The organism is Gordonia sp. (in: high G+C Gram-positive bacteria) (assembly GCF_047602025.1).
Classification (GTDB): domain Bacteria; phylum Actinomycetota; class Actinomycetes; order Mycobacteriales; family Mycobacteriaceae; genus Gordonia.
Window position 1 is genome coordinate 1,493,716 of sequence record NZ_JASGII010000001.1, and the last position, 17,421, is coordinate 1,511,136.

A 17,421-nucleotide genomic window follows, 5' to 3' on the forward strand; every position below is an offset into this window, starting at 1 on the left:
GTGAACAAGGCGGGAACGGCATTCGGCCGCGACCGACGCAGGGGAGGGGGGACGTTTGATGAAGCTCCGATTGCGGGCGCCCGCCCTCGACTTCGACAGGCTGCGCACCGAGCTCGGGGTGACCGAACGTTTTCCCGACGACGCGTGGGACGAGGCGAAGCTCGCACACGACCGGTTCGCCGGGCAGCGGGCGGATCGCCGAGACCTGGAACTGGTCACCATAGATCCGCCCGGCTCCCTGGACCTCGACCAGGCGGTGCGGCTGGTCGACGATCCCGCCGACGACAATCCCGGCGGTTTCCTGGTCCATTACGCCATCGCCGATGTGGCGGCCATCGTGGAACCGGGTGGCGCGCTGGACACCGAGACCCGACGTCGCGGCGAGACCCTGTACTTCCCGGACGGCAACGTCCCGCTCCATCCGCGGATCATTTCCGAGAACTCCGGATCGCTGCTGCCCGGCATCGACCGTCCCGCGGTGCTGTGGACCGTGCGGGTGGCGGCGAACGGCGACGTGGTGCAGACCGGCGTCGAACGGGCCGTCGTGCGGTCGCGGGAGCGGCTCGACTATCAGGGGGTGGCCGCCGACGCGGCGGCCGGCACCTTGCATCCGGCGATCGCCGCGCTGCCGGCTTTCGGCGAGGTGCGCCAGCGGTGGTCCCTGGATCGTGGGGCCGTCCAGTTGGAGCTCCCCGATCAGGAGGTGGTGCCCAACGACAACCTGCGCCATCCCCGCAAATGGACGCTGCGGCTGGCACCGCGCACCCCGGCCGATCTCTGGAACGCGCAGGTCTCCCTGCTGATCGGGATGTGCGCCGGGCAGATCATGCGGGGCGCCGGAATCGGCTTCTTCCGCACCCTTCCGGCGGCCACCGCCGATGCTGTCGGCGAACTGCGTCGCGTCGCCGAGAATCTGCGGGTCCCGTGGCCCGAAGGCGCCAGCCCCGGACAGTTCCTGGCCGGCCTGGCACCCGACGAGCCGTCGACATTGGCGCTCATGACCCAGGGCGCGCGGTTGATGCGCGGCGCCGGGTACCGCGCCATCGACCCGTCGACGCAGGTCACCGATGAGGAACTGATCCACGCCGGGGTGGGCGGGCTGTACGCACATGTCACCGCGCCGCTGCGGCGACTCGGTGACCGGTTCGCCACCGAGGTGTGTTTGGCGGTCACCGCCGGTCGCGACGTCGACGAGTGGGTCACCGCGGCGTTACCCGAGCTGGGCGAGATCATGAGCGCCGCCGATTCGTTGTCGTCGAGGGCATCGCGCCGCAGCATCGACTTGGCCGAGGCCGTGGTCCTGGCCGACCAGATCGGTGCTCGCTTCGACGCCACCGTGATGCGCCCGGCCCACGAGAAGGCGCCGGGGGAGATCTTCATCGCCGAGCCGGCCATCATCGCGCCCTGCAAACCGGCGCCGGCTGTCGGCAGCGAATGTGTGGCCGAGGTGGTCAAAGCCGACGCCGACTCGGGTGCGGTTGCGTTCGCCGCCGTCGAGCACCGATAGCACTGAGCACAAATAAAACCGCCCGCCCGGTTGGCACCGGGCGGGCGGTTTCAGCTTCGGGGCGCTACTTGCGCGCGACACCCTTGACGAAGCTCAGCAGGAACAGCAGGATCACCGAGCCGAGCAGTGCGGTGAACAGCGTGAAGATCCAGCCACCGTTGGCGGTGTCCAGGAAGAAGCTCAGCAGGAAGCCGCCGAGCAGGGCACCCACGATGCCGATGACGATGTTGATCAGCAGTCCGGCGTCGTTGCCCTTGACGAGCTTGCCGGCCAGCCAACCGGCGATGGCGCCGATGATGATGTAGCCGTACCAGGGAACGCTGGTGAGCGAGCTCGAACGCGCGAGAACCTCGGTGGCCTCGGCCACGGTCGCGGAATAGATCACTTGATACTCCTTGTTAGACGCACCCCGTGTTCGGGGGTCGTGTCTACCGTAACGCCGTTAGGGTGCCTTTGCCCGGGTAAAAATCGGCTTTGGCCGATTCACAGGGAACCGACACCGGCCGCGCGCCGACCACGGCGGCGGATACTGTGGACCGTGAAGCCCAGACGGGGTGCGAAAGAGGTTGATGACGGTGTCCATTGATGCGAAGACGGCGGTTGTCGCGGCGGTCGACGGTTCGGCAAACGGCCTGGACGGAGTGCGCTGGGCAGCGACCGCGGCGGCACGGCAAAAGCGGGACCTGCAGATCGTCTCGGTGGTCGAGCTTCCGACGGCACCGCACTTCGGCGAGGTGGTCAACACCGCCGCCGCGTACACCGATGCATCGCGGGCGTTCGCGGAGGAGGCGCTCGACATCGCCAAGAACGTGGCGGGGGAGGCCGCTCCGGGCGTGGCCGTGGACACCGCGGTGCTCGACGGTCGGCCCGCCGCGGTGCTGCAGGAGCTCACCGCGACCGCCCACACGCTCGTCGTCGGCCGTCGCGGTCGGGGCCGGGTGGAGGCGCTGCTGCTCGGTTCGGTGAGCTCGCACCTGGCCGCCCACGCCGAGTGCCCGGTTGTCGTCGTGCCCGAGAGCCCGTCGACGACGGGGCCGGTGGTGGTCGGCGTCGACGGTTCGGAACTGTCGGCGGCGGCGGTGGACCTGGCGTTCCAGGCCGCGAACGACCTGGGGGCGAAGCTCGTCGCGGTCCACACCTATGGGGACGGCGTGATCTCCCAGGGGCTCTACGAGGAGGACATGGGCCGCATCGCCCGTGCCGCGTCGGCCTTCTTGGACTCCGAATTGGCCGAGGGGCGCGCCGCGTATCCGAAGGTAGCCGTCGAGACAGTCGTCACCGGCGCCGAGTCGGCGGAGGAGATCCTGGGGGCGGCCACCGACGGTCAGCTCGTCGTGGTCGGCACCCGCGGTCACGGCGGCTTCGCCGGGATGCTGCTGGGATCGACCAGTCAAGCCGTCCTGCACGCGGCGCCGTGCGCGGTCATGGTTGTCCCGAAAGCCGGCTGACGATCGACGACCATTGACCGACGTCCGCGGCGAAGACCTCGCCGCTGAGGCCGACCGTCAAGCCCGACTGATTGCCGCGGCGGACGCACGCGCCGACGATCAAGCTTTCATCGAAGCCGTCACCGCACCGTGGGACGAGGAGTGATCAGGGGAGAGGTCTGGACTGTCGCCGGCGGCGTCTACGCCCGGAAGCCCCGTCCGGCTGTCAATGCCGCGTCTTCGTAGCCCGTCGAATTGCAGACGTTCCGGCTGTACCGCGAGAATTGGGCGATGACCACAACCGTAGCCATCTACCTGCTGATCACCTTCGGGCTGGGTGGTTTCGCGATGGCGATCCGGCTCCCTCCGCTGGTCGGGTTCCTTGCTGCGGGGTTCGTCATCAACGCGCTTCATGTCGAGCATCTGCGGCAGCTGGAAGTCGTGGCCGACCTCGGCGTCACGCTTCTGCTCTTCGCGATCGGCCTCAAACTCAACGTGCGGATCCTGCTCAGACGCGAGGTGTGGCTCGCGACGTCGCTCCACTTGGTGCTGAGCATGGTGCTCGGGTTCGCGTTTCTCTGGACCGCGGCGCTGGTCGGCATCCCGATGCTGACCGGCCAGGACCCCGAAACGATTCTGCTGCTCGCTTTCGCGCTGTCGTTCTCCAGCACTGTCTTCGTGGTCAAGGTGCTCGAGGAGCGGGGCGAAACGAACTCGCTGTATGGCCGCGTCGCGATCGGCATTCTGGTGATGCAGGACATCGTCGCCGTTGTCTTTCTGACGGTCACCGGCGGTCACCTCCCGAGCTTGTGGGCGTTCAGCCTCGTGCTGCTGTGGCCGCTGACTCGGGTGATGCGTCGAGTGTGGAGCCGGCTCGGCCACGGTGAGATGCAGGCACTGTTCGGCATCACGATGGCGCTCGTCGCCGGTTACGCGTGGTTCTCCGCGGTCGGTCTCAAGGGCGATCTCGGCGCGCTCATCGTCGGCGTGCTTCTCGCGTCGCATCCGGCGTCGTCGGAGCTCGCCCGTTCACTCTTCCATCTGAAGGAACTGCTGCTGGTCGGCTTCTTCGTGTCGATCGGGTTGACGGGGCTGCCCGACCTGCCGACGGTCGAGGTAGCACTCCTCATGCTCCTGCTGCTCCCGCTCAAGGGAGTGCTCTGGATGGGTCTGCTCACTCTGATGAGGATGCGGTATCGATCGGCGATCCTGTCCGGCTTGAGCCTCATGAACTTCTCCGAGTTCGGCCTGATCGTCGTCTCTGTCGGTGTGACCGCCGGGATGCTCGACAAAGTCTGGCTGGTGGAGATTTCAATCGCCGTCGCGTTGAGTTTCGTGGTGTCTGCACTGGTCAACGGGCGAGGGCACCTCATGGTGGAGAAGATCGCGGCACGGCTACCCGTACAGGACGACCAGAAACTGATCCCGGAGGAACGGCCGCAGGACGCCGGCGACGCCGAAGTCGTCATTCTGGGAATGGGTCGCGTGGGCCTGGCCGCGTATCAGCGACTCACACAGCACCACGGCTTGCGGGTGGTCGGCGTCGACTACGACGGCCCGCGCGCGCAGACCCTGCGAGGGGAGGGGTACCGCGTGATCGAGGGCGATGCCACCGACCTCGACTTCTGGAAGAGACTTCACCACTCGGATTCAGTCCACACTGCATTGCTCGCGATGCACCGTCACGGCGCGAATGTGACAGCGCTGGAGTGTCTGCGCGAGTCCGGGTTCACCGGCCAGGTGGCCACCGTCGCGCGATACGACGACGAAGTGCAGTGGGCCAAGGACCACGGCGTCGACACGGCTTTCAACATCTACGCCGGTGCCGGCTTGGAGCTCGCCGATCAGGCGGCGGGCCTTGGAGATCCGGAGCCGCCACTGCCGGATTCCCCTAAGTCGGATGCCCGGTAGGGCGGGTGGGTGCCGGAGTACTCGCATTCTCTGCCCGTCGCCTTCCCTATAAGTTGACATAATGTATCTTATCGGCACAATGTCGACCTGCGCAGATGAGCGGCCACGTTCGCACCGGCCATTGTTCGCCGCCCAGTCGGTCGGATTGTTGCCCGCCCACTCGGTCGGGATTGACCGCCCACTCGGCGACTTTCACCGCCCACTCGACGAAGTGCAATGGCGGCTTGACAAGACCGTGCGCACAACAGCTCGGCATACCCAACAAGGCTCGATTCAGACCAAAAATGTTGCAGTGCAACATAATTGGCGCACTTTCCGCTTCCAGCCACCCTCGGTTATTACGTCACTGTGACGTATTACCCGCCGTTGGGCGGCAATGCGATGTACTTGGTGTTGAGGTATTCCTCGATGCCCTCGCTGCCGCCCTCGGAACCGAAGCCCGAATGCTTGATCCCGCCGAACGGCGCGGCGGCGTCCGAGATGACTCCCCGGTTCACGCCGACCATGCCGGCTTCGATCCGGCTGGCAACGCGCTGCGTCCGCGCCAACGACGTCGTGTAGAAATACGACGCCAATCCGTACGGCGTGCCGTTGGCCAGGTCGATCGCCTCGTCCTCGGTGTCGAAGCCGACGACGGCCGCAACCGGACCGAAGATTTCCTCCGTCCGGATCCGCGCACCTGCCGGTAACGAATCGATAACGGTGGGTTGGTAGAAGAAGCCAGGCCCATCGTCGCGCCGACCGCCAACCAGCACGCGCGCCCCGCCGCTGACGGCGTCGTCGACGAGGGACTCGATCGTCGACAGTTGTCGCTCGTTGATGATCGCCCCGAGGTCCACACCGTCTGCCCAGCCCGGCCCGACGGTCATGGCGGCGACGCGTTCGACGAGTCGCCGGGTGAAGTCGTGGCGCGCGGAGTTGTGCACGTAGATCCGATTCGCCGCGGTGCACGCCTCGCCGCCGTTGCGCATCTTGGCCGCCATCGCGCCGTCGAGTGCCGCATCGAGGTCGGCGTCGTCGAAGACGATGAAGGGTGCGTTGCCCCCGAGTTCCATCGACGTGCGCAGCAGTTGTTCGGCCGACTGCTCGACCAGCGACCTGCCGACGCCGGTCGAGCCGGTGAACGAGACTTTGCGCAGACGCTGGTCGGCCATGATCGCGGCGACGACTTCTTTCGACGCGGTGGTGGGCAGCACGCTGAGCACCCCGTCGGGCAGGCCCGCATCGGCGAACACCTGCGCCAGCAGCAACATGGTGAGCGGCGTGTCCTCGGACGGTTTGACGATCATCGTGCAGCCGGCGGCCAGCGCGGGACCGATCTTCCGCGTGCCCATGGCGAGTGGGAAGTTCCACGGCGTCACGGCCAGGCACATCCCGACCGGCTCCTTGGTCACCAGGATCTCACCGGTGCCCGCGGGCGCGGTCGTAGTGCGTCCGCCGATCCGGACGGCCTCCTCGGCGAACCAGCGCAGGAACTCGGCGCCGTAAGCGACCTCGCCGCGGCTTTCGGCGAGCGTCTTGCCCATTTCGAGGGTCATGACGAGGGCGAAGTCCTCGGCGCGTGCGGTGACCGCCTCGTAGGCACGGCGCAGGATTTCAGCGCGTTGGCGTGGCGGGGTAGCGGCCCACTCCCCCGCGGCCGCCGCGGCCGCGGTCATCGCCGCATCGGCATCGGCCACGGTGGCATCGGCGACCCGGTGCAGCACGTCGCCGGTGGCCGGGTTGACGACCTCGAACGTGCCGCCGCCCGACGCCGGGCGACCGGTGCCCGCGATCCACACACCGTCGGGAACGCCGGCGGGCAGCGGCGGTGCTGCTGGTGTCGTGGTCACACTGACGATTATCCCCCTCCGGCCTAGCCTGGGAGCATGAGCGGACCGAATGTGATCGTCGTGGGAGCGGGTCTGGCCGGCCTCAGTGCCGCTCACACGTTGCGCGACGCCGGTGCGACGGTCACCGTTCTCGAGGCCCGCGACCGGGTCGGCGGCCGCCTGGAGGGCGGCGAGATCAGCGGTCACCCGATCGAGCTCGGCGGCACGTGGATCGGCGAGGGCCACCAGGAGATGTACGACCTCGTCAAGCAGCTCGGGCTGGCGACCTTCCGCACCTGGAACGACGAGGGCAAGCTCCTCGTCGACCTCGTCGGCAAACAATCCCGGATGGCGGGGAAGAAGGGTGCCATCCCCAAGCTCAACCCGTTCGCACTCGTCGACCTCTTCCAGGGGCTCGCTCGCTTCAAGCGGCTCTCGGGCTCCATCGACACCACCCGCCCGTGGGAGCACCCCGAGGCCGTGATCCTCGACGGCCAGACCTACGAGACCTGGATCCGGCGCAACCTGCGCACCGCGGCCGGGCGGGCGTATTTCCGCATCTCCGCCGAAGCCGTCTATGCCGCTGACGCCGCCGACCTCTCGTTGCTGCACGCGCTGTTCTACTCGGCCAGCAACGGCGATCTGGAGACCCTCGTCTCCGTCGATCGGGGCGCCCAGCAGGACCGGGTGGTCGGCGGCTCCGTGTTGGTCGCCGAACGCCTGGCCGACGACCTCGACATCCGGTTGAATACACCGGTCGACAGCGTCTCCGTGCACGACGGCGCCGTCACGGTCACCGCGCGCGACGGTCAGAGTTTCACCGCCGACCGCGCGATCATCGCCGTGCCGCCCACACTGGCCGGCCGGATCCGCTACGACCCGCTGTTGCCCGCCTGGCGCGACCAGCTGACCCAGCGCGTGCCGGCGGGCTCGGTGGCGAAATGCTTCGCGTCGTATCCGACGCCGTTCTGGCGCGACAGCGACCTCAACGGTCAGGCCGTGTCTGACCGGGGCCCGGTAAAGATCACCTTCGACGTCTCCCCGCCGGGCGGCGAGATCGGCGCGCTACTCGGCTTCGTCGAGGGTTCGGAGGCATTGCGCTGGCAGCGCCTCGGCGACGACGAGCGCCGCGGCGCCGTCCTCGACTGCTTCGTCCGGTACTTCGGTCCGGAAGCTGCGTCGCCGCAGGCCTATGTCGAAAAGGACTGGACCGCCGAAGAATTCAGTCGCGGCTGCTACGGCGCACATTTCGCCCCGGGCGTGTGGACCGGCTTCGGGACGGCCCTGCGCGAACCCGTCGGACCGATCCACTGGGCCGGCGCCGAATACGCCACCGAGTGGAACGGCTACATGGAGGGCGCCGTGCGATCGGGTCGCGCGACCGCCCGCGAGGTCCTGGGCGCGCGCCGATAGACCGCTAGTTGGTCGGCACGACCTTCCCGTTGACGGTCACCGTCACCTTGCGCGTCTGCGTGTTGTAGGTGATCTTGCCGTGCTCGAACGTCGACGCCTTGATGTCGCCCGTGGTCACCTCGTCGCTGGTCGCCGCACCGAGCGGTCCGGCCGAGCCGTTCTTGCCGTCGTCGGACGGGGTGCCGTCCGGCGCGCGCTCGACGTTCCACGCGTCGCGGATCAGACCCCAGGTGATGTACGCCGGCGCCCCCGCGTCCCGCGCGGTGATAACCCCGCCGGTGAACTGCTGGAACTGGGTGCCGTTCGCCCGTTTGCCGGAGTTGTGGTCGCCGGTCAACGGCCTGCCGAGGTCCTGCTTCTGTGCCGCCGTCGCCGCGGAGTACTTGGCGGCGATGGGCCCGGTCAGGATCACCGGCGTGCCGTCGGCGCCCCGCAGCCGAACCGGTCGGGCCGGCACCGCGGAGGCCGACGCCGATGACGAGGACGGCGCGTACGCGCTCGACGACTCGTACCCGGCGGCCGGCGAGTCCGTCGTCGCGGTGTCCTCCGTGGCGCAGGCCGTGGCGATCAGGCCGGTGGCGGCGAGTCCGGCCGCGATCGCGGCGGTGCGGCGGTTCAGGATGGTCCGCATGGTTGTTCCTCTCGTCGGTCTTCGCAGAACAACATAGCCCGCTCCCCTGCCTCAGGCGCCGCATTTGCGCAGGCGAGCCGCCTAGGATGACCCCATGCGCACCGGCGTCTTCCTCCTGCCCGACCAGCCGTGGGCCGACGCGGCGGCGAAATGGCGCCGGGCCGAGGCGATGGGTTTCGACCATGCGTGGACGTTCGACCATCTGGTCTGGGGCGGCCTGCCCGACGCCCAATGGTTCTCCTGCCTGCCGACGCTGACCGCCGCGGCGATGGTGACCGAGCGGATCGGCCTGGGCTCCTTCGTCATCTCCCCCAACTTCCGCCACCCGGTGGCGCTGTCTCGCGAGATCGAGACGCTCATCGACGTGTCCGGTTCCCGCTTCCTGGCCGGACTCGGCGTCGGTGGTTCGCCCGACGACGGCGTCCTCGGTCAGGAACCGTTGACCACGAAAGAGCGCGTCGACCGATTCCAGGAGTTCGCGACGCTGCTCGACCTCGCACTCGGCACCGACCACCTCGACTTCGCGGGCGACTACTACCGCTGCCACGACATGCGCCTGGCCGCGGGATCGGTGCGCGACCGGGTGCCTCTGCTCCTCGCCGGCACCGGGCCGCGCTCGGTGCGGTTCGCTGCCCGGCACGGCGACGGCTGGATCACCACGGGTGCGACGACCGACGATTTCACGACCTGGATCGCCAGCCTGAAGCGCAGCACCGAGGTCCTCGAGGAGACCCTGGGCGACACCAAGCCCGACTACCGCCGGTACGTCTCCGGCGCCATGAGCCCGCTCGACCCGCTGGACGGCCTCACCGCCTACGACGAAGTGGTGGGGCGCACCAGCGAGATCGGGTTTACCGATTTCCTCGTCGCCTGGCCCCGGGAGACGGCCCCCTACCGGGCATCGACAGAGACCTTTGAGGCCATCGTCTCGGCCCGTCTCTGAGGTCGGATTCCACGGAACCGCGACAATAGTCCAGACAGCTGTCTAGTCTGTGCCCGGGGGACCGCACCGCCCAGAACGGAGCTGCCGTCGATGGCGAATGACGACCAAGTGCACGTCTTGCTGGCAAAGCAAGCGATCTACGACGCACTGGCGTGCTACTGCCGGGCGATGGATCGCATCGACCTTGAATTGGGGCGCTCGCTCTTTCACCCTGATGCCACCGCGGACTATGGCGAAATGTTCAGCGGGACCGGATACGGGTTCATCGACTTCATCGGGCAGGTACATCCGGCGATGGAGACCCACGTCCATCATCTCGGTTCCGTGCTTGTCAACGTCGAGGGCGATCGTGCGGGCAGCGAGGCGTACGTCATGGCCCGGCTCCGTCACCGGACTGCCGAGGGTGATCCGGTGGACACCGTGTCGCACGGTCGCTATGTCGACCAGTGGGAGCGTCGCGACGACGTTTGGCGAATCAAGCACCGCCGCTATCTTCATGCGCTGGACGAGACACGCACTGTGGACGGCGCGGGTTTCGCGCCCACGGGCACCCGGGACCGCACCGATCCCTCGTATGCGGTCCTACGCGTGGAGGACCATGGCTGAGATGATGCGGGCCCTCAGCCTCAAGCGGGGTGAACTCGGCCTCCGCTCGATCCCACGCCCGGTACCCGGCCCGGGCCAGATCCTGGTGCGGACCCTGGCCTGCGCGATTTGTGCCTCCGATCATCACTATATGGACCATCCGGAGGTGTCGGCAGCCGATCGATCCGGCATGCGAGTCGACGCGCCAAACCACGACGTGGTCATGGGACACGAGTTCTGCGGAGAGATCGTGGACTACGGCCCTGACACGCAGCGGCGGTGGCCTGTGGGAGCACGGATCACCGCTGTCCCCGCCCTGGTCGGAGTCACCGGGTTACGTATCATCGGCATGGCTCCGGATGCACCGGGGGCCTTCGGCGAGTACTTCCTCGTCAGCGAAGGGTTCGCCAAGCACGTCCCCGAAAGCATTCCACCCGAACAGATCGCACTCACCGACGCGATGGCCGTCGGTTGGTACTACACCCGCCTCGGATCCGCGCCGAACGCGGTGCCCTTGGTCATCGGCCTCGGCGCAATCGGCCTCTCCGTCGTCGCCGCATTGAAGCACCGCGGTGCCGCGACCATAGTCGCGGCCGACTTCGACCCAGCACGGCGCGAACTGGCGCGTCGCCTGGGTGCCACCGCACTCGTAGATCCACGCGTCGCCGACACGTTCGCAGAGTGGCGTCGGGCCGCTTGGGGGAACGCGGCCGAAGTGCACGATCGGATCGAGCTTGCGGGAAAGGCCGACTGCGTGGTCTTCGAAAGCTCGGGTGCGACCGACGTCCTGGCCGGCGTCATCGACCATTGTCCCATCGGAACACGGATCTTCAGCGCCGGCGGCACGGACTCCGACACAATCCCCACCGAGACCGCCCACATCAAGGGAATCAGCATTCAGTTCGGTGGCGGTCCCGGTCCGGACGACTGGTTTGAGATGTGTGACCTCGTCGCGTCCAGAGAGATCGATACCTCACCGCTGATCGGCGAGACTGTCGGCTTCGATGGCTTGCAGGCAGCGTTTGAGCGCTCTCAACGACCCGGTGCGCCGCCGCGAATCGTCTTCAAACCCGACGGCACGGGAGGTTCAACGTGAACAAGAGTCTGGTGATCGGCGCGAGCGGATTCCTCGGGTCCCACGTCGTGCGGGACCTGGCCGCACAGGGCAAACCGGTACGCGCCCTCGTGCGCGAGACGAGCGATACCCGCGGCATCGACGGACTCGACGGCGTCGAGCGGGTCGTTGGCGACATCTTCGATCTCGACTCGATCCGCACCGCGATGGACGGCTGCGACGTCGTCTACTACTGCGTCGTCGACGCGCGGCCCTGGCTGCGCGATCCCGCTCCCATGTGGCGGACCAACGTCGACGGCCTGCGCGGCGTGCTCGACGTCGCCGCGGCGGCCGACCTCGAGAAGTTCGTGTTCACCAGTTCGGTGGTGACGATCGGCATCCCGAAATCCGGGTTGGCCACCGAGGAACTGCGCAACAACTGGCTCCGCAAAGGCGGGGAGTACGCGCGGACCCGCGTCGCGGCGGAGGACCTAGTCATGGACTATGCGCGCGAGCGGGGGCTGCCCGCCGTCGCGATGTGCGTGGCCAACACCTACGGCTCAGGCGACTACCTGCCGACGCCACACGGCGGCATGGTCAAGGCGGCGGTCCGCGGCAAGATGCCCTTCTACCTCGACGGCGTCGGCGCCGAGGTCGTCGGGATCACCGATGCCGCACGGGCGATGACGCTGGCGGCCGAACGCGGGCGCGTGGGCGAGCGCTACATCATCGCCGAGCGATTCATGGCCCCGAAAGAGATCTTCCAGACGGCCTGCGACGCGGTCGGCGTCGAACCGCCGCGCAAAGCGGTATCGCGCGGCAAGCTGACCCGCATGGCGCTCCTGGCGGACCTCGTCGCACGACTCAAGCGGGAAGACCCGTATCTGACGCCGACGTCGGTGCGTCTGATGTATGTGATGCCCCGGATGGACCACGGCAAAGCGGTCCGCGAGCTCGGGTGGGAACCGCGTCCGACGACCGAATCGATCGTCGAGGCCGCGCGGTTCTATCTGCAGAGCAAGCGTCGCACGGCCGCTTAGCCCTCGAGTGGCGCCGATCCCTGGGTGCGCCGCAGGCCGACCCACTCCCACGCGGAGATCGCGATGACGACGACGGCGGCGACCATCGCGATCGGCTTGAGGTCGCCGTCCGACGAGGCCACCAGCCCGACCACCACCAGCGCGATGGCGGCGACGACGTTGACGGCCAACACGACGGCGAGCACCGCGCGCAGCGGCCGGCGCGACGGCGCGACCCACAGGCCGATCCCCCACAGGGCCAGTAGCACGCCCACCACGACGTGCAGCGCCACCGGCATGAAGCCGCGGGTGAAGCCCGCGACGACCAGGGCCACACCGGCGAGCAGACAGACGACCGCGTCGACGCGCAATGCCAGCCGGCCGATCCGGAAGCCGCCGCACCGTGCGGGCTTGTGAGTGGCGAGCGCGGCGGTCCGCACCCGCGTCCGGCACTCGGCGCAGTCGGCGCAACATGCCATGACGTGATGGATCGACGGATCGCGGTGGCACGGGCACTCGCACTCGTCGCCGGCGATCACTTCCAGGTTCGTAGCCATGCGCAAAGCCTAATATGTCCGCCCGGCCGGTGAGCGGTGCCGACGCAATCGGCGCGAACCCGCCCGAACTGGACACCTGTCTTGTTTACTGGGAGGCGTGATCCTCGACCTCTTCCGCCTCGACGGGAAAACCGCCATCGTGACCGGCGCCGGACGCGGCCTCGGCGCGGCCATCGCCCTCGGATTCGCCGAAGCCGGCGCCGACGTCGTCATCTCCTCGCGCACCGCCGACGAGCTCGACACCGTCGCCGACCAGATCCGGGCGACCGGGCGGCGCGCGGTGGCCGTGCCGGCCGACCTGTCGAAGGCCGAGCCGAATCTGCTCGTCGACGCGGCGATCGCCGAGTTCGGCCGCCTCGACGTCCTGGTCAACAACGTGGGCGGCGCGTTTCCCAAACCGCTGCTCGACACCCGCGGCAAGGACCTCGACCGTGCCTTCAACTTCAACGTCACCGTCGGTCACGAAATCCTGGTCGCCGCGGCGCCCCACCTCCTCGGCAACGACGACGGCGGCTCGGTCATCAACATCACGTCGGCCGTCGGCCGCCTGCCCGGGCGCGGCTTCGGCATGTACGGCACCGCGAAGGCCGCGCTCGCGCACTACACCCGCCTGGCCGCGCTCGACCTGAACCCCAAGGTGCGCGTCAACGCCATCGCACCCGGCTCGATCGTCACGTCGGCGCTCGAGGTGGTGGCCGCCGACGACACCATGCGGGGCGCCATCGAATCGGCCACCCCCCTGCAGCGCCTCGGCCGACCGGAGGAGGTCGCCGCCGCGGCGCTCTACCTGGCCTCGCCCGCCGGCGCCTACCTGACCGGCAAGGTGCTGGAGGTGGACGGCGGCCTGTTGGCCCCCAACTTCGAACTCCCCCTTCCCGACCTGTGAGGCCCGCGATGACCACCGACCCGGCCACCCTGTCCGACATCCACGAGATCACCACGCTCAAGTACCGCTACGGCCGGTGCCTGGACAACCGGCTGTGGGACGAGTTCGGCGCGACGCTCGCGCCCGACGCGACCGCCCGGTATGGCACGGTGAGCCAGGGCGAGCCGCTGCACTTCGACGGCCGCGACGCGATCGTCGACTACATGCGGTCCTCGCTGACCGGCACCATCGTGTCGGCGCACACCTTCGGCAACCCGGAGATCGAGGTCGACGGCCCCGCCGCCACCGGCAGCTGGTCCATGTCGGACATCGTCATCGCACCCGACTTCGACACCGTCATCACCGGGACGTCGTACTACTCGGACCGCTACGTGAAGCTCGACGGCCGCTGGTACATCGGCCACACCGAGTACTACCGCCTCTACGAGGCCATCACGCCGATGGGCTCGAGCGGCATGCAGCTGATCGCCAACCGGTGGGCGACGGGCGACTGACTCAGCGGTGCAGCGCGGCGACCAAATCGGCGACCGCCGCCTCGGCCGGCTGATAGGCCGGGAAGTAGCAGCACACCTCGTCGGCGTAGTCGCCGAACCGCTCTCGGATGGTCGTCGCGCAGTCGACGGGGCTGCCGACGACGCCGATGCGCGCCACCATCTCGTCGGTGATCAGCGCGCGCATCCCCGGGATGTCGCCGACCTTGGAGAGCCGGTTGAGTTCGCCGTGGACCGCGCCCCAGCCCTCGGCCTCCAACACCGGCACGTAGGCCGGCGTCGACCCGTAGAAGGCGATCAGGAACGCGACGCCGTTGACGGCGGCGCGCAGTTCCGTCTCGTCGCGCCCGACGGCGACCATCGCCTGCGGGATCACGGTAAACGTCCCGCGGGAGCGGCCGGAGCGGCGCAGTCCCTCGTCGATGGCCGGCACGGTGCGGTCGGCGAAGTGCCGCGCGCTGTTGAACGGCATCACCAAGAGTCCATCGGCGACCTGTGCCGCCGTGCGCGTCATCACCGGGCCCAGCGCGCCCATCAGGACCGGTGGCGGGCCGGAGGGGTTGGGCCCGGGGTTGAAGTTGGGCGGCATCAGCGTGTGGGTGTGGAACTCGCCGCGGAACGCGAGCGGCTCCTCGCCCTCCCACGCCGCGAACACGGCTTTGACCGCGCGCACCGTCTCGCCGAGGAACTTCGCCGGCGGATGCCAGACGGAGCCGTAGCGCTTCTCGATGTGTGGCCGGATCTGCGACCCCAGGCCGAGCCGGAAGCGGCCCTGCGAGTAGGCCTGCAGGTCGTAGGCGGCGTGCGCGAGGTGGATCGGGCTGCGCGGGCCGGCGATCGCGACGTTGGTCATCAGGTCCAGCGGCGTCTGCGCGGCGGCGACCAGCGGCAGGAACACGTCGTGGGGCCCCTCGAAGGTGAACGTGCCGTCGGCACCGAGGTCGGCCAGCTCCCGCGCATGCGCCGCGGCGCGCGGCAGGGAGCCGTCGAGTTGCAGGTGGACGCGCACTAGACCTTGAACCGACCCGCGAAGGCGCGCAGCGGGAGGTCGTTGCTGGTGACGATTCCGGGCGGGGCGGCGACCACGGCCTTCAGCGCGTTCAGCGCGGGCATGCCGGTCACCGTCATGCCGATCGAGGCGAAGTTGTCCGGGTTGGACAGGTCGACGCCCTTGGCGGGGAACACCATGTGCTTGTTGTAGATCATCGGGTCGCCGGTGATCTGGGTGATGTAGCAGCCGCGGATCTTCCACGACGGATCGGTGTGCGGCGTCATCTGCCACTCCAGGTGCGACTCGACGCGCGCCACCCCGTCGACCATGCCCTGGTACTTGATGTAGTTGGCGCCGAGGGAGCCCTTGGGCAGGAAGTACCACCCCAGGTCGACGTCCTCGGTGCACGCGCCCAACTCGTAGTCGAACTTCACCTCGTCCAGTTCGAGGTCGAAGGCGTCCGCCATCAGGTACACCGAGTCCGCGAAGACGGCGGTGTATTTGTGCAGCGACTCCGGGATCGTCGGGTCGTCGACGGGCCGTCCGTAACCGACGGCCTGCCAGGTGTCGACCGAGTGGTGGCAGGACACGTCGACCGACTCGGTGACGGTGACGTTCTCGATGTCGGCGACGTCGGCCGAGTTCGCGATGGCCAGAATCTGGTTCAAACCGGGGTTCATGCCGGTGCCGTAGAACGTTGCCCCGCCGCGCTCGCACGCGTCGGCGATGACCTCGCTGACCTTGCGCCCCGACGGGTGCGGGTGGTTGGCGTCGCGGTGGTAGCCGGTGATCCAGTCGGCGGTGGTGACCACGTTGATCCCCGCTTCGAGCACCTTCACGTACAGGTCCTCGTCGGGGAATACGCCGTGGAAGGTGAGCACGTCCGGCTTGGCGGCGATGATCTCCTCGACGGTGCCGGTGGCCCTCACCCCGATCGGGTCGCCGCCGACGATCTCGCCGGCGTCGCGCCCGATCTTGTCGGCGGTGTAGCAGTGCAATCCGACCAGCTCGATGTCCGGGTGCGCCTGGATGCGGCCGATCATCTCGCTGCCGAGATTGCCGGTAGCCACCTGGAAGAGGCGGATCTTGTCGGACGTGCTCATGCGGTTCCCTTCGCCGGGGTCACAATCGCGCCACTGGTCGGGCGCGCAGGGTCGGTGTCGACGGCGCCGCCGTCGGGGTAGAACTGGCGGGCCCACTCGCGGAGGGCGGTGAAGCCCGCGTATTCCTTCTTGGACAGCGCGGGCGGGTCGGAATACCGCTGATGCGCCCAGATCTCGATGTCGGCCTCGAACTGCTCGATGACGAAGCCGGCCATGGTCTTGCCGTACTCGGTCATCACGCCGTCGAACTCGGGGCCGCGCTCGTCCTCTTTGCGGCCGATCCACACCGTGAACCGGACGTCGGAGGTGTGGTCGTCGACCGGTGTGACGGCGGGCATGGTGCGGTTCTCGAGCATCCCCCAGCTCCGGGTCACCGAGCAGCCAAGGCCCGCGTTGATCGACTCGACGCCGCTCGCGGCGCCCTCGAGCGTCGCACCCTCCTCGAAGGCAATGGTGAAGTCGACGTGCGACACCGGCCCGGCGAAGTCGTGCCGGGTGAACTCGGGCATGAACGGGGTGCCGTGCACGAATTTGAAGTGGGCGAAGTCGACGCCGTTCTCCATGATGTACTGCGGGTGGATCTCCAGGCCCGGGCGGAAGATCGTGGCCGCCGGGATCGGCGGGTAATAGTCGTTCTCGTCGGCGTCGTCGCCGAAGTCCGCCCACATGTCCGGCACCTCGAAGTACGGCTCGCCGCCCGCCGCGTCGAACCAGATCCAGATCGCCTGGTTGCGCTCGACGGTCGGGTAACTGCGGATCCGGCGGCCCCGATTCGGGTGCTTCTCATAGGGGATGCAGACATTGCGCCCCTGCTGGTTCCACTCCCACCCGTGGAAGGGGCACACGAGGTTCTCGCCGTCGACGCGGCCGCCATGGCCGAGGTGGGCGCCGAGGTGCTCGCAGTAGGCGTCGAACACCGACACCTTCCCCGACGCGGAGCGCCAGGCCACCATCTCGCGGCTGAAGTAGGTCATCGTGTGGACCTGGCCGACGGCGATCTCCGGCGACCAGGCCACCTGGAACCAACCGGTCGGTTCCATCGACAGGGGTGTGCGGGCCATGCGCGGAAGAATACAAGAACCCTCTATGAAA

Annotated in this window: 18 protein-coding genes; 11 read left to right on the forward strand and 7 right to left on the reverse strand. The window is 68.3% G+C overall.

What is annotated here, in order from left to right:
- Positions 1-58 precede the first annotated feature (58 nt).
- A complete protein-coding gene (locus QM728_RS07425; protein ID WP_415031390.1) occupies positions 59-1,507 on the forward strand; it encodes an RNB domain-containing ribonuclease in 1,449 nt (482 codons plus the stop codon).
- A gap of 64 nt (positions 1,508-1,571) precedes the next feature.
- Here the strand turns inward: QM728_RS07425 and QM728_RS07430 are convergent, their stop codons facing one another.
- A complete protein-coding gene (locus QM728_RS07430) occupies positions 1,572-1,892 on the reverse strand; it encodes a GlsB/YeaQ/YmgE family stress response membrane protein (RefSeq protein ID WP_415031391.1) in 321 nt (106 codons plus the stop codon).
- 190 nt (positions 1,893-2,082) lie between these two features.
- On the opposite strand from QM728_RS07430, the gene QM728_RS07435 reads away from it, so the two are divergent.
- The 3 genes from QM728_RS07435 to QM728_RS07445 all read left to right on the forward strand — a co-directional run bounded on the left by QM728_RS07435 (position 2,083) and on the right by QM728_RS07445 (position 4,845).
- The gene (locus tag QM728_RS07435) at positions 2,083-2,955 is read left to right on the forward strand and encodes a universal stress protein (protein WP_415031392.1); all 873 of its coding nucleotides are present in this window, start codon (positions 2,083-2,085) and stop codon (positions 2,953-2,955) included.
- 13 nt (positions 2,956-2,968) lie between these two features.
- Positions 2,969-3,100, forward strand: coding sequence for an antitoxin MazE-like protein (locus QM728_RS07440; RefSeq protein WP_415031393.1), 132 nt, complete (start codon positions 2,969-2,971; stop codon positions 3,098-3,100).
- A 125-nt stretch (positions 3,101-3,225) separates the two neighbouring features.
- Complete coding sequence (locus tag QM728_RS07445) at positions 3,226-4,845, forward strand: cation:proton antiporter (protein WP_415031394.1); 1,620 nt, start codon at positions 3,226-3,228, stop codon at positions 4,843-4,845.
- Between the two features lie 356 nt (positions 4,846-5,201).
- On the opposite strand, the gene QM728_RS07450 is transcribed toward QM728_RS07445, so the two are convergent.
- Positions 5,202-6,677, reverse strand: coding sequence for an NAD-dependent succinate-semialdehyde dehydrogenase (locus QM728_RS07450; protein ID WP_415031395.1), 1,476 nt, complete (start codon positions 6,675-6,677; stop codon positions 5,202-5,204).
- 36 nt (positions 6,678-6,713) lie between these two features.
- Between QM728_RS07450 and QM728_RS07455 the strand changes: the two genes are divergently transcribed.
- Complete coding sequence (locus tag QM728_RS07455; RefSeq protein ID WP_415031396.1) at positions 6,714-8,069, forward strand: flavin monoamine oxidase family protein; 1,356 nt, start codon at positions 6,714-6,716, stop codon at positions 8,067-8,069.
- A 4-nt stretch (positions 8,070-8,073) separates the two neighbouring features.
- Here QM728_RS07455 and QM728_RS07460 read toward each other — a convergent pair whose 3' ends face one another.
- Positions 8,074-8,700 (reverse strand): LGFP repeat-containing protein, encoded by a 627-nt coding sequence (locus QM728_RS07460; protein WP_415031397.1) that lies wholly within the window; start codon positions 8,698-8,700, stop codon positions 8,074-8,076.
- Positions 8,701-8,794: 94 nt separating this feature from the next.
- Here QM728_RS07460 and QM728_RS07465 point away from each other — a divergent pair, with 94 nt between their 5' ends.
- From QM728_RS07465 to QM728_RS07480, 4 genes are all read left to right on the forward strand, one after another.
- Positions 8,795-9,643, forward strand: a complete 849-nt coding sequence (locus QM728_RS07465; RefSeq protein WP_415031398.1) for an LLM class flavin-dependent oxidoreductase — start codon at positions 8,795-8,797, stop codon at positions 9,641-9,643.
- A 90-nt stretch (positions 9,644-9,733) separates the two neighbouring features.
- Complete coding sequence (locus QM728_RS07470) at positions 9,734-10,249, forward strand: nuclear transport factor 2 family protein (protein ID WP_415031399.1); 516 nt, start codon at positions 9,734-9,736, stop codon at positions 10,247-10,249.
- The gene (locus QM728_RS07475; RefSeq protein ID WP_415031400.1) at positions 10,242-11,324 is read left to right on the forward strand and encodes a zinc-binding dehydrogenase; all 1,083 of its coding nucleotides are present in this window, start codon (positions 10,242-10,244) and stop codon (positions 11,322-11,324) included. The genes QM728_RS07470 and QM728_RS07475 overlap by 8 nt, the downstream gene beginning before the upstream one ends.
- A complete protein-coding gene (locus QM728_RS07480) occupies positions 11,321-12,322 on the forward strand; it encodes an NAD-dependent epimerase/dehydratase family protein (protein WP_415031401.1) in 1,002 nt (333 codons plus the stop codon). Before QM728_RS07475 ends, QM728_RS07480 begins: the two co-directional genes overlap by 4 nt.
- Here the strand turns inward: QM728_RS07480 and QM728_RS07485 are convergent.
- Positions 12,319-12,858, reverse strand: a complete 540-nt coding sequence (locus tag QM728_RS07485) for a hypothetical protein (RefSeq protein WP_415031402.1) — start codon at positions 12,856-12,858, stop codon at positions 12,319-12,321. The genes QM728_RS07480 and QM728_RS07485 overlap by 4 nt on opposite strands.
- Before the next feature lie 97 nt (positions 12,859-12,955).
- On the opposite strand from QM728_RS07485, the gene QM728_RS07490 reads away from it, so the two are divergent.
- Positions 12,956-13,744: an SDR family oxidoreductase gene (locus tag QM728_RS07490; RefSeq protein ID WP_415031403.1), complete on the forward strand. Its 789-nt coding sequence runs from the start codon at positions 12,956-12,958 to the stop codon at positions 13,742-13,744.
- 8 nt (positions 13,745-13,752) lie between these two features.
- The gene (locus QM728_RS07495) at positions 13,753-14,238 is read left to right on the forward strand and encodes a nuclear transport factor 2 family protein (RefSeq protein ID WP_415031404.1); all 486 of its coding nucleotides are present in this window, start codon (positions 13,753-13,755) and stop codon (positions 14,236-14,238) included.
- Between the two features lies 1 nt (position 14,239).
- Here QM728_RS07495 and QM728_RS07500 read toward each other — a convergent pair whose 3' ends face one another.
- From QM728_RS07500 to QM728_RS07510, 3 genes are read right to left on the reverse strand one after another with little or no spacing between them, the layout of a single operon-like run.
- Positions 14,240-15,244 carry a TIGR03617 family F420-dependent LLM class oxidoreductase gene (locus tag QM728_RS07500; RefSeq protein ID WP_415031405.1) on the reverse strand — a complete coding sequence of 335 codons (1,005 nt, stop codon included), beginning with the start codon at positions 15,242-15,244 and terminating at the stop codon, positions 14,240-14,242.
- On the reverse strand, positions 15,244-16,329 hold the full coding sequence (locus QM728_RS07505; RefSeq protein ID WP_415031406.1) for a dihydrodipicolinate reductase: 1,086 nt from the start codon (positions 16,327-16,329) through the stop codon (positions 15,244-15,246). The genes QM728_RS07500 and QM728_RS07505 overlap by 1 nt, the downstream gene beginning before the upstream one ends.
- The gene (locus QM728_RS07510; RefSeq protein WP_415031407.1) at positions 16,326-17,390 is read right to left on the reverse strand and encodes a Rieske 2Fe-2S domain-containing protein; all 1,065 of its coding nucleotides are present in this window, start codon (positions 17,388-17,390) and stop codon (positions 16,326-16,328) included. The genes QM728_RS07505 and QM728_RS07510 overlap by 4 nt, the downstream gene beginning before the upstream one ends.
- Positions 17,391-17,421: the final 31 nt, after the last annotated feature.